Genomic DNA, 12,443 nt, shown 5'->3' on the forward strand with positions numbered 1-12,443 from the left:
TACTGCAGCGAGCGGCGAGCGTTAAATCGCCGCGTCGTCTTCTTCGCCGGTACGGATACGAATGACCCGCGCCACGTCGAAGACAAAGATCTTGCCGTCACCGATTTTACCGGTCTGCGCGGTACGGATGATGGTATCCACACAGGTATCGACGATATCGTCGGTCACCACGATTTCAATTTTCACTTTCGGCAGAAAATCCACCATATACTCCGCGCCGCGGTAGAGTTCGGTGTGCCCTTTCTGGCGGCCAAAGCCTTTCACTTCCGTTACCGTCATCCCGGTGATGCCGACTTCGGCCAGCGCTTCACGCACGTCATCCAGTTTGAAAGGTTTAATAATCGCATCAATCTTTTTCATGGTGTTCCTGTCTTAGTCGCGTAACCGGTTGCTTACCGTATCATATCTTGCGCTATGTTGCGGAGCTACTCTTTAAAGTCATTGGCGTCGAGCTCATGGCGCGACAGCAGCTTATAGAATTCGGTGCGGTTGCGTCCAGCCATCCGCGCGGCGTGGGTGACGTTGCCCCTGGTAATCTGCAGCAGCTTGCGCAGGTAGTTCAGCTCAAACTGATTGCGCGCTTCCACGAAGGTCGGCAGCGCCGTGTTCTCGCCTTCCAGCGCCTGTTCCACCAGCGCATCGCCGATCACCGGCGACGAGGTCAGGGCCACGCACTGCTCAATCACGTTCACCAGCTGGCGCACATTGCCCGGCCATTTGGCGGCCATCAGCCGCTTCATTGCATCGCTGGAAAATGCCCGCACGAACGGCTTATGGCGATCGGCGGACTGACGCAGCAGATGGTTGGCCAACAGCGGAATATCTTCCGTGCGTTCGGAGAGCGGCGGGATCTTCAGGTTAACCACATTGAGGCGATAAAACAGATCTTCGCGAAACTCGCCGCGGGCCATCGCCTTCGGCAGGTCGCGGTGGGTGGCGGAGATGATCCGCACGTTGATCTCGATATCGCGGTTGCTGCCGAGCGGGCGAACCTTACGCTCCTGCAGGACGCGGAGCAGCTTCACCTGCAGGGCGACAGGCATATCGCCGATCTCGTCGAGAAACAGCGTGCCGCCTTCGGCGGCCTGGAATAACCCTTCGCGGTTGCTGACCGCGCCGGTAAAGGCGCCCCGAGCATGGCCGAACAGTTCGGACTCGAGCAGCTGTTCCGGCAGCGCGCCGCAGTTAATCGCCACGAAAGGCTTGTCATGACGCGGGCTGGCGTTGTGGATCGCCTGGGCGACTATCTCCTTCCCGGTCCCGCTCTGGCCGTTAATCAGCACGCTGACGTCGGACTGCGCCACCATCCCGGCCTGCTCGAGCAGGCGCAGCATCAGCGGGCTGCGGGTGACAATCGCCTGGCGCCACGCTTCGTCGGTGGCTGGCGATCGCTGCTCCAGCGCCTCATCAATGGCTTTATACAAGGCGTCTTTATCAACTGGCTTGGTCAGGAAGCTGAAGACGCCCTGCTGGGTGGCCGCCACCGCGTCGGGGATCGAGCCATGGGCGGTGAGAATGATCACCGGCATGCCGGGCTGCCCCTTCTGGATCTCACTGAACAGCTGCAGGCCGTCCATTTCATCCATCCGCAGATCGCTAATCACCAGATCCACTTTCTCACGTCCCAGCACGCGCAGCGCTTCCGGTCCGCTCTCGGCGGTGACCACGCTATAGCCTTCGCTGACCAGACGCATGCCGAGCAGCTTCAGCAGCCCCGGATCGTCATCCACCAGCAGCAAACGCGCCGGTTTACGGATCGTCATGGATCACCTCCGGTACTTTTTCGCTGCCGAAATTGCCGCCCGGCTTGCGGCTGGATAGCTGGCGTTCAATATCCGTCAGATTCTCCAGCTTACGGGTGGTCAGCTCCAGCTGCTGGCGCAGCGACTGCTCCTGCTGGCGCAACGTCTCCAGCTCGCTATCGCTGGACTGCTGAAGCTTCGCGTAGCGGGCTCGCTCCTCCACCAGCTGCAGCTGACGGGTCTGCCCGTCGCGCCAGAGCTGATATAGCGGGCGGACCTGAACGGCGATTTGCGGGCTGAAGGTGTCGAGACGCGCCACCAGCTCGCGGCGCTCGTCAGGGGTAATTTTGGCATCGGCAAGCAGAATGCCGCGGCGGAATGCGTCCTGCCAGCTGTCGTCGGTATGGCGTTTCGCCTCCGCTCGCGCCTGCACCGGCGCGAGACGATCGGCGCAGTCAATGCCCCGCAGCCAGTAGAGGGGGTTTTTGTCGCTGGCATCGCTGCTGTGCGCCCAGATATCAGCGCAGTCCACGGCGACAAAATCGGCCACCTGGTGCTGCGCCTGCCCGGGGGCGGCAGCACCTTCCGCACTATGCGGCGAGAAGCCGGCGGAACACCCCGCCAGCGTCAGACAAGCAATGCCTGAGAGCAGCCATCCGCTAAGGGAACGGCGCCAGGCCAGGAATTGGGACATAGTTCCCCGATATCGATTCATTAGTTGGATTATTCCGGCGCTGAGGGAAGCGTAATGCGAAAACAGACCTGCCCGGCGGGGGCGTCAACCAGACTGAGTTCCCCTTGCATCTGACGGACACAGTCGCGGGCGATGCTTAACCCCAGCCCACTGCCTTTAACGGCCCCCTTACGCTGGTGACTTCCCTGGTAAAAAGGCTCAAAAATCATATTCTTTTCCGCGGCCGGGATCGGTTCGCCGCTGTTGGCGACATCAATACGCACCTGCTCTCCGTGCCGGTAGCTATGGATACGAATGTTACCGGATTCAGCGCCATAGTGCACCGCATTGGAGTAGAGATTATCCATTACGCTTATCAATAACGCAGGCTCCGCCAGACAATGCCGCGCCCGCAGCGCCAGCTCGGTATGCATCAGTTTAGCCCGCGCAGGCAAACTGTGCGCCGCCACGACGTTTTCCACCAGCTCCACCAGGTCCACTGCTTCCCGGGCTACCGGGCCGTCGGCCTGTTTGCGGTTGTAGTCCAGCAGCTGTTCAATCAGCTTTTGCAGGTTGCGGCTGCTGCTGTCGAGGATCTCGACGATCTCCTGCTGCTCCGGCGTCAGCGGTCCGGCGACCCGGTCGGCCAACAGCTCGGTGCCTTCACGCATACTGGCCAGCGGGGTTTTAAGCTCATGCGACAGATGGCGAAGAAACTGATGCCGCTGCGACTCCAGCCATGCCAGGCGCTCGCTGAGCCAGATGATGCGCTTGCCCACCGAGCGCAGCTCGCGCGGGCCAGTAAACAATGCCGCGTCGTCCAGCGACTTCCCTGCGCCCAGCTGATTGATCATTCTTTCGATACCTTTCACCGGGCCGATGATCATGCGGGTGAAAAGCAGCACCAGCGCCAGGCTCAGCAGAAACAGCACCAGCGCCTGCCAGCCGAAAAACTGGCCGCGCTCGGCAATCTCCTGCTGCAGCTGCTGGCCGCGGGAATAGACCACCGCCCGGGTCGCCTGGACCATGTCGCTGTTATTACTGGCGAAAACTTCCAGTCTGGCGGCTGCCTCGGCGTCAGGGCCGCTGTTGTTACACTGCAGCTGCGCCAGATCGCTGACATCCTGGCGCAGCGCCTGCCAGAGCTTTTCGTCCGGCAACACGCCGGCGTGCGCGTCCAGCATCTGGCTGTAGCGCTGCCGCTGGTTTTGATAGACGCGCGCCAGCGTCGGATCGTCCAGCACGCAGTACTGGCGATAGCTGCGTTCCATCTCCAGCGCGGCATTGATCATCGCCTCACTGCGGCGGGCATCGACCAGCGTCGTACGGTTGATATGCGCCGCCTGGGCGCTGAGGGCATTGAGGCTCTGCCAGGCCTGCCAGGCCAGCACCAGTAACGGCAGCAGGATCAGCACAAAGGAGAGCGTCACCAGCTGACGCAGCGAACGGGGAAAAAGAGAGAGTCGCTTCAAAGGTGTGGTCTCAATCATTAGCTCTGGTCGATGCTAACTGAGGAGCGCGCCGGAGAAAAGCGATACCCGTCGCCACGGCGCCCCAGAAACAACAAAGCCAGGCGCAAGGCCTGGCTTTGTTCAGGAATGAGGCGGTGCCTTACTCGACGTTTCGCCCGATGTCTGATAAAGCCAGGCTATTATCAGGAGTTGGACGGCAGGCACCTGTTTGTGCGTCATTCGAAGTTTATGTAGCGCGTCCCGAAGGGGCTGACATAAGAAGGTGAATGAGCCACTGGTTATTATTATGCATGAACTATGCCACCTTTCCAAACATTTTATTAACACATTGATATATATGGCTTTAACCATAAAAGCCAGCCACCCCAGCGCAGTACACTTTTTATCCATAGCGTCGCCAATTAGCGACACCAAATGTATCCCAGGTTACTCATCATTTAAATCAATAACTTAAGTGTCGCCTTTTGGCGACACTGCAATATGCCGGTTGTCGGTGATTCCCGACACCCTGGCGTGCCGGCCGTCACAGATAAAAAAAAGCCCCCTGCCTGAGCAGGGGGCTGATACGTTCGCGTGACACGCTGCGGGAAAATTAACCCAGCTGTTTACGCGCATTGCGGAAGATACGCATCCACGGGCTGTCTTCGCCCCAGTTTTCCGGGTGCCAGGAGTTGCTTACGGTGCGGAAGACGCGTTCCGGGTGCGGCATCATGATGGTCGCGCGCCCGCTTTCGCTGGTCACGGCGGTGATACCGTTCGGGGAACCGTTCGGGTTCGCCGGATAGGTTTCGGTCACTTTGCCGAAGTTATCCACGAAGCGCAGCGCCACCAGGCCTTTGCTCTCCAGCTGGGCCAGATGCGCGCTGTCGCGCACTTCCACCTGACCTTCGCCGTGGGAGACCGCAATCGGCATCTGTGAGCCAACCATGCCTTGCAGCAGCAGAGACGGGCTTTGCGTCACTTCCACCAGGCTGAAGCGCGCTTCAAAGCGGTCAGAGTGGTTGCGCACAAAGCGCGGCCACAGGTCGCTGCCCGGGATCAGCTCGCGCAGATTGGACATCATCTGACAGCCGTTGCACACGCCGAGCGCCAGGGTCTGCGGACGATGGAAGAAGGTCGCGAACTCATCGCGCACGCGCTCGTTGAACAGAATCGACTTCGCCCAGCCTTCACCTGCCCCCAGCACGTCGCCGTAGGAGAAGCCGCCGCAGGCCACCAGGGCATGGAAATCGCCGAGACCGGTGCGGCCCGCCAGCAGGTCGCTCATATGCACGTCAATGGCGTCAAAGCCAGCGCGATGGAAGGCCGCCGCCATTTCAACGTGAGAGTTCACACCCTGCTCGCGCAGGACGGCCACTTTCGGACGCGCGCCAGTGGCAATGTACGGTGCGGCGACATCGTCATTAATATCAAACGAGAGCTTCACATTGAGGCCCGGGTCGGCGTCGTTGGCTTTCGCCTCGTGCTCCTGATCGGCGCAGGCCGGGTTGTCGCGCAGACGCTGCATCTGCCAGGTGGTTTCCGCCCACCACATGCGCAGCGTGGTGCGGCTTTCGCTAAACACCGTCTGATCGCCGGCGGTCAGCACGAAGCGATCGCCCTCGACCGCTTTACCGAGGTAATGCACACAGTCCGCCAGGCCGTTAACCGCCAGAATGGCTTCCACCGCCTCACGGTCTGCGGCGCGGACCTGGATCACCGCCCCCAGCTCTTCGTTGAACAGCGCCGCCAGACGGTCGTCGCCCAGCGCGGCGATATCCGCCTCCACACCGCAGTGGCCGGTAAAGGCCATTTCCGCCAGGGTGACCAGCAGGCCGCCGTCGGAGCGGTCGTGGTAGGCCAGCAGTTTACGCTGCGCCACCAGGGCCTGCATCGCATCCCAGAAGCCTTTCAGCTGCGCGACATCGCGCACGTCAGCCGGCTTGTCGCCGAGCTGGCGATAGACCTGCGCCAGCGCCGTCGCGCCCAGCGCGTTGTGCCCTTTACCGAGGTCGATCAACAGCAGGGCGTTATCTTCCGTCGAGAGCTGCGGCGTGACGGTATGACGAACATCTTCGACACGGGCGAAGGCGGAGATCACCAGCGACAGCGGAGAGGTCATCTCACGCTGCTCGCTGCCTTCCTGCCAGCGGGTTTTCATCGACATTGAGTCTTTGCCGACCGGAATGGTCAGGCCCAGCGCCGGGCACAGCTCTTCGCCCACCGCTTTCACCGCCTCATACAGGCCAGCGTCTTCGCCCGGGTGGCCGGCAGCGGCCATCCAGTTAGCCGACAGCTTCACGCGGTTCAGCTCGCCAATCTGCGTGGCGGCGATGTTGGTCAGCGCTTCGCCAACCGCCAGACGGCCGGAGGCGGCGAAGTCCAGCAGAGCAACCGGGGCGCGCTCGCCCATCGCCATCGCTTCGCCGTAGTAGCTGTCGAGGCTGGCGGTGGTTACCGCGCAGTTGGCCACCGGGATCTGCCACGGGCCGACCATCTGGTCGCGAGCGACCATGCCGGTCACGGTGCGATCGCCGATGGTCACGAGGAAGGTTTTCTCGGCCACCGTCGGCAGGTGCAGTACGCGGTTAACCGCGTCGGCGATGGTGATCGGTTGGCGATCCAGCGCGCTGCCCTGGGCTTTCAGAGTCTGCACGTCGCGGGTCATTTTCGGCGTTTTACCAAGCAGGACGTCCAGCGGCAGATCGATCGGCTGATCGTTAAAGTGGCTGTCGCTCAGGCTCAGGTGCTGCTCGGCGGTGGCTTCGCCGATAACCGCATAAGGCGCGCGCTCGCGGCGGCACAGCTCGTCGAACAGCGGCAGTTGCTCCGGGGCGACCGCCAGGACATAACGTTCCTGCGATTCGTTACACCAGATCTCCAGCGGGCTCATGCCTGGCTCATCGCTCAGGATATCGCGCAGCTGGAATTTACCGCCGCGGCCGCCGTCGCTAACCAGCTCCGGCATGGCGTTGGAGAGACCGCCGGCGCCGACGTCGTGGATAAACAGGATCGGGTTGGCGTCGCCCAGCTGCCAGCAGCGGTCGATCACCTCCTGACAGCGACGCTCCATTTCCGGGTTGTCACGCTGGACGGAGGCGAAATCGAGGTCGGCATCGGACTGACCGGAGGCCATGGAAGACGCCGCGCCGCCGCCGAGGCCGATGTTCATCGCCGGGCCGCCCAGCACGATCAGCTTCGCGCCGACGGTAATCTCGCCCTTCTGCACGTGCTCGCCGCGGATGTTGCCGATACCGCCGGCCAGCATGATCGGTTTGTGGTAGCCGCGCAGCTCTTCGCCGTTATGGCTGGTGACTTTCTCTTCATAGGTGCGGAAGTAGCCGTTCAGCGCCGGACGACCAAATTCGTTGTTAAACGCCGCGCCGCCCAGCGGGCCTTCGGTCATGATGTCCAGGGCGGTGACGATGCGATCCGGTTTCCCGAAATCTTCTTCCCACGGCTGTTCGAAGCCCGGGATGCGCAGGTTGGAAACCGAGAAGCCCACCAGACCCGCTTTCGGCTTCGCGCCGCGGCCGGTGGCGCCTTCATCGCGGATCTCGCCGCCGGAGCCGGTTGCCGCGCCCGGCCATGGGGAGATGGCCGTCGGGTGGTTATGGGTTTCCACCTTCATCAGAATGTGCGCCGGCTCCTGATGGAAGTCGTAGCGCCCGGTCTGGTGGTCGGCAAAATAGCGCCCCACTTCAGACCCTTCCATCACCGCGGCGTTGTCTTTATAGGCCGACAGGACGTAGTCCGGCGTTTTTTCGAAGGTGTTTTTGATCATTTTGAACAGCGACTTCGGCTGCTGTTCGCCGTCGATGATCCAGTCGGCGTTGAAAATCTTGTGGCGACAGTGCTCTGAGTTCGCCTGGGCGAACATGTACAGCTCGATGTCGTTCGGATTGCGTCCCAGACGGGTAAACGCGTCCTGCAGGTAGTCAATTTCGTCATCTGCCAGCGCCAGACCCAAACGGAGGTTGGCGTCAATCAGCGCCTGACGCCCTTCGCCCAGCAGGTCAACGCTGGTCACCGGCGTCGGCTGATGGTGAGCGAACAGCTTTTCGCCCGCTTCCAGCGCGTCGAAGACGCTCTCCATCATGCGGTCGTGCAGTTCCGCCGCCACCGCGGTCCACTGCGCTTCGCTCAGGGTCGAGGCTTCAACATAATACGCCACGCCGCGCTCCAGACGCACAACCTGAGCCAGGCCGCAGTTATGGGCGATATCGGTAGCTTTAGAAGACCAGGGAGAGATGGTGCCAGGGCGAGGGGTCACGAGCAGTAATTTACCGGTCGGGGTATGGCTGTTTAAGCTCGGGCCATATTTAAGCAGTCGCGCCAGGCGCTCGCGATCGTCAGCGCTCAGCGGGGCGTTCAGATCGGCAAAATGAATATACTCGGCGTATATGGCGCTTACCGGAAGGTTGGCCGCCTGAAATCGTGCCAGCAGTTTATTAATACGGAATGCCGACAGTGCAGGTGAACCACGCAAAATTTCCATCATAAGTCTCTCGTCTTCGAAGCTTTCAGGGTGAGCCAGGGGGGGAAACGGGCGTCATTATAGTGAATCCTGCGCCCCGACGAAACCGTTTGCGTAGAAATAAAATCATTGATGCTGTTTATCAATAAATGTGACGCCTATCGCGAATAAGTTGCCAACTGGCGCATTCTTAAGCAGAATGCCGCTCATTCGACGACAACCTTGCGTTTTTTCCGGACATCGCCTGCTGAGGAACCTGAAGCTGCAGAAGATTAACGCGCTGAAAAAATTAAAGATTAATTATCTGCTGATCGGCATTGTCACCCTTTTGCTGGCGGCTGCCCTGTGGCCGTCGATCCCCTGGTCCGGTAAACCCGAGAACCGGGTGGCGGGTATTATCGCTCGCGGCGAGCTGCGCATCAGCACCATCAACTCGCCGATGACCTTTGCCACCATGAACAATAAAACGTTCGGCCTGGACTACGAACTGGCGAAGCAGTTTGCCGACTACCTCGGCGTGACGCTTAAGATAACCGTCCGGCAGAACATCAGCCAGCTGTTTGACGACCTCGACGACGGTCAGGCCGATATGCTGGCTGCCGGGCTGGTCTATAACCAGGAGCGGGTGAAAAACTATCAGGCCGGCCCCACCTACTATTCTGTTTCGCAACAGCTGGTCTACCGCGTCGGCAATACCCGGCCGCGCACCCTCGCGGCGCTGACCGCCGAGCAGCTCGCCATCGCTCCGGGCCACGTGGCGATCAACGACCTGCAGACCTTAAAAGCCGAGAAATACCCGGATCTTGCCTGGCGCGTGGACGAAAAACGCGGCACCACGGCGCTGATGCAGGCGGTGATTGACGGCAAACTCGATTACACCATCGCCGACTCGGTGGCCGTCAGCCTGTTTCAGCGCGTCCATCCGGAGCTGGCGGTAGCCCTCGATATCACCGACGAACAGCCGGTCACCTGGTTCAGCGCCCGGGACGATGATAATTCCCTGTCGGCGGCGATGCTTGATTTCTTCAACAACATCAATGAAGACGGCACCCTGGCGCGCCTGGAGGAGAAGTACCTCGGCCACGGCAACGATTTTGATTACGTCGATACCCGCACCTTCCTGCGCGCGGTGGAAAACATTCTTCCGGAGGTGCAGCCGCTGTTTGAAAAGTACGCCCGCGAGATCGACTGGCGCCTGCTGGCCGCGATTGCCTGGCAGGAATCCCACTGGGATCCGCAGGCCACCTCCCCCACCGGCGTGCGCGGCATGATGATGCTCACGCGCAATACGGCGCAAAGTCTGGGGCTGACTGACCGGACCGATGCGGCGCAGAGTATCGACGGCGGCATGCGCTATCTACAGGATATGATGGATAAAGTGCCGGATTCGATCCCGAAAGATGAACGCATCTGGTTTGCGCTGGCCGCTTACAATATGGGCTATGCCCATATGCTGGACGCCATGGCGCTCACCCGCAAACAGAAAGGCAATCCTAACAGCTGGGCGGACGTTAAGCTGCGTTTACCGCTGCTGAGCCAGAAACCCTATTACAGCAAACTAAAATACGGCTATGCCCGCGGCCATGAGGCCTACGCCTATGTGGAAAACATCCGCAAATATCAGATAAGCCTTGTCGGCTATTTGTCAGAGAAGGAGCGCCAGCAGCAGCAAACGCTGGCCCTGGCGGAAGATTACCCGGCCGTGCTCCCCAATGAGCTCGAACAGCCGCAGGAGACCACCCTGCCCTTTTTCAAGTTTCGCGCCGATAAACAGATGGATAATGCCCGGATGAAACTCCCGGGCCACCTGTATTAACTTTCCCCGTTCTGCTCCCGGGCTTTCTTCAGCGCTTTTTTCTCTTCCCGCCGCCAGCGGAAGAAGTCGCTCAGCATGGCAGAGCAGGACTCCGCCAGCACGCCTTCGCTAATATCAACCCGATGGTTCATTCCCGGGTGGTGCAGAACATCCATCAGCGAGCCGGCGGCGCCGGTCTTGGCATCCCTGGCGCCAAACACCAGGCGGGCGATACGGCTGTGCACCATCGCCCCCGCGCACATCACGCAGGGCTCGAGGGTCACGTATAGCGTGGCATCGATCAGGCGGTAGTTTTGCAGCACCAGTCCGCCCTGGCGTAAGGCCATAATTTCCGCATGGGCGGTAGGGTCGTGACGGCCTATCGGCCGGTTCCAGCCCTCACCAATGACCTGATTGTTATGCACCAGCACCGCGCCCACCGGTACCTCACCCTCTTCCCAGGCGCGCTTCGCCAGCGTCAGGGCATGACGCATCCAGTATTCATCATTGAGTTCGAGGTCAGACACAGCGGCCACTCCAGCAGAAAAAGCGGGGCGCATTATACATGGGAGCTATCAATTACACACTATTACTCCAGCTGCTGCAGCTCTCCCTGCGGAGTGACCCGCCAGCGATGCTGGCAAAAGCCGAGCAACGGGTTATCCTGCTCGCTGTCGCTATAGCCGCTATACAGCTGCAGCGGTGCGCCAATCTTTTTCTCCAGCTGCACCACCTTTTCATGGCCCAGGCAGCGCAGGGTCAATACCCAGCCGCCCCAGCGGCGCGCGGTGCGGCTGGCTATCAGATTCACCCGCGGCAGCCAGAGGGTATCGCGATAGACCTGTTCCACCAGCGACTGCGGCGAGCCGGTGATCAACCAGACGTCGGCATCGGTACTGGTCAGGTAGGCCGTCAGCCGCGCATGAACCACGGGAAACGCTGTCACATGATGACGAAACCAGCCGACAAACTCCGCTTCCAGCCGCTTCAGTACCGCCTCGCGACGGCCAAAGGTTGACGCCCATAGCAGGAGGCTCATCGGCCAGCGCGCCGCCCGCCCGCACACCGCCAGCCCGGCAAGGATCGCCGGCCCCATCGCCACCACCAGCAGCAGGTTCAGCGGCAGATGGCGCAGCAGGTAGCGCAGAAAACTGCCGAACATATCCTGTTGATGCAAGGTTCCGTCCAGATCGAAAAACACCACTCTCCGTTCACTGTGCTGCAAACTGCCCCCTTCTCTCAGGATTCGCTTCTCGTTAGGGTAAGCTTAACAGTCTTATGCCATGAAGAGGGAAAACATCCCTGCCGTTAAGGAAGAATTAAATTAGCAGGCGAAGGAAAAATTGTGGCTTATGAATTTTTAATTCGTGGTATACCCCTTATAATCGAATAAAAATTCTTTCAGTCACGAGCCGGACGGCTCCAGCGGAGCTCCAATGAACTGTTTAACGCGTATTCGTCAGCGCTATCCCACCCTGGCGGCGAGCGACAAAAAGTTGGCCGATTTTATTCTGAGCCAACCCGATGACACCCGGCACCTCAGCTCGCAGCAGCTGGCGGCGGAAGCCGGGGTGAGTCAGTCCAGCGTGGTTAAATTTGCCCAAAAACTGGGGTTCAAAGGCTTCCCGGCGCTGAAGCTGGCGCTGAGTGAAGCGCTGGCCAGCAGCCCGGATCCGCACTCCGTCCCGGTACATAACCACATTCGCGGTGACGACCCGCTGCGTCTGGTGGGCGAGAAACTCATTAAAGACAATGTCGCCGCCATGCATGCCTCGCTGGACGTCAACACTGAAGAGACGCTGCGGGAAGCCGTCACGCTGCTGCGCAACGCCCGGCGGGTGATCGTCACCGGGATTGGCGCGTCCGGCCTGGTGGCGCGTAACTTTAGCTGGAAGCTGATGAAGATCGGCGTCAACGCTGTCTCTGAGCAAGATATGCACGCTCTGCTGGCGACGGTGCAGGCCATGTCCAGCGACGATCTGCTGCTGGCGATCTCTTACTCCGGCGAGCGTCGGGAGATCAATATGGCGGCCGGTGAAGCGCTGCGCGTGGGCTCCAGGATCCTGGCGATCACCGGCTTTAGCCCTAACGCCCTGCAGCAGCAGGCGACCCACTGCCTGTACACCATCGCCGAAGAGCAGGCGACGCGCAGCGCAGCCATCTCCTCCACCAGCGCGCAAATGATGCTCACCGACCTGCTGTTTATGGGGCTGGTGCAGCAGGATCTGGAGCGGGCGCCGGAGCGCATTCGCCATAGCGAAGCGCTGGTGAAAAAGCTGGTCTGAGCAGAAAATGGGCGTATAAT

The 12,443-nt window shown here is 60.5% G+C and carries 9 protein-coding genes; 2 read left to right on the forward strand and 7 right to left on the reverse strand.

Annotated elements, in window-relative coordinates; translation table 11 throughout:
* Positions 1–21: 21 nt before the first annotated feature.
* From glnB to purL, 5 genes are all read right to left on the reverse strand, one after another.
* Complete coding sequence (gene glnB / locus ACQUTI_RS07350; protein ID WP_002914032.1) at positions 22–360, reverse strand: nitrogen regulatory protein P-II; 339 nt, start codon at positions 358–360, stop codon at positions 22–24.
* 65 nt (positions 361–425) lie between these two features.
* Positions 426–1,763 carry a two-component system response regulator GlrR gene (gene glrR, locus ACQUTI_RS07355; protein WP_004201849.1) on the reverse strand — a complete coding sequence of 446 codons (1,338 nt, stop codon included), beginning with the start codon at positions 1,761–1,763 and terminating at the stop codon, positions 426–428.
* Positions 1,750–2,436: a two-component system QseEF-associated lipoprotein QseG gene (gene qseG, locus ACQUTI_RS07360; RefSeq protein ID WP_004201847.1), complete on the reverse strand. Its 687-nt coding sequence runs from the start codon at positions 2,434–2,436 to the stop codon at positions 1,750–1,752. The genes glrR and qseG overlap by 14 nt, the downstream gene beginning before the upstream one ends.
* A 29-nt stretch (positions 2,437–2,465) precedes the next feature.
* On the reverse strand, positions 2,466–3,887 hold the full coding sequence (locus ACQUTI_RS07365; protein ID WP_004201845.1) for a sensor histidine kinase: 1,422 nt from the start codon (positions 3,885–3,887) through the stop codon (positions 2,466–2,468).
* A 592-nt stretch (positions 3,888–4,479) separates the two neighbouring features.
* Positions 4,480–8,367, reverse strand: a complete 3,888-nt coding sequence (purL, locus tag ACQUTI_RS07370) for a phosphoribosylformylglycinamidine synthase (protein ID WP_048325373.1) — start codon at positions 8,365–8,367, stop codon at positions 4,480–4,482.
* A 175-nt stretch (positions 8,368–8,542) separates the two neighbouring features.
* Here purL and mltF point away from each other — a divergent pair, with 175 nt between their 5' ends.
* Positions 8,543–10,159 carry a membrane-bound lytic murein transglycosylase MltF gene (mltF, locus tag ACQUTI_RS07375; RefSeq protein WP_004201842.1) on the forward strand — a complete coding sequence of 539 codons (1,617 nt, stop codon included), beginning with the start codon at positions 8,543–8,545 and terminating at the stop codon, positions 10,157–10,159.
* On the opposite strand, the gene tadA is transcribed toward mltF, so the two are convergent.
* Positions 10,156–10,665, reverse strand: a complete 510-nt coding sequence (tadA, locus tag ACQUTI_RS07380; RefSeq protein ID WP_017900419.1) for a tRNA adenosine(34) deaminase TadA — start codon at positions 10,663–10,665, stop codon at positions 10,156–10,158. The two genes, mltF and tadA, sit on opposite strands and share 4 nt — an antisense overlap.
* A gap of 62 nt (positions 10,666–10,727) precedes the next feature.
* Positions 10,728–11,363 (reverse strand): phosphatidylglycerophosphatase C, encoded by a 636-nt coding sequence (gene yfhb, locus ACQUTI_RS07385; protein WP_017900418.1) that lies wholly within the window; start codon positions 11,361–11,363, stop codon positions 10,728–10,730.
* A gap of 211 nt (positions 11,364–11,574) precedes the next feature.
* Here yfhb and ACQUTI_RS07390 point away from each other — a divergent pair, with 211 nt between their 5' ends.
* Positions 11,575–12,423 carry a MurR/RpiR family transcriptional regulator gene (locus tag ACQUTI_RS07390; protein ID WP_048325378.1) on the forward strand — a complete coding sequence of 283 codons (849 nt, stop codon included), beginning with the start codon at positions 11,575–11,577 and terminating at the stop codon, positions 12,421–12,423.
* The last annotated feature ends 20 nt before the right edge of the window (positions 12,424–12,443 follow it).

The sequence above is a fragment of the Klebsiella sp. 7-CIP_Kleb. genome (assembly GCF_050378655.1).
In the GTDB taxonomy this organism is placed as follows: domain Bacteria; phylum Pseudomonadota; class Gammaproteobacteria; order Enterobacterales; family Enterobacteriaceae; genus Klebsiella; species Klebsiella quasipneumoniae.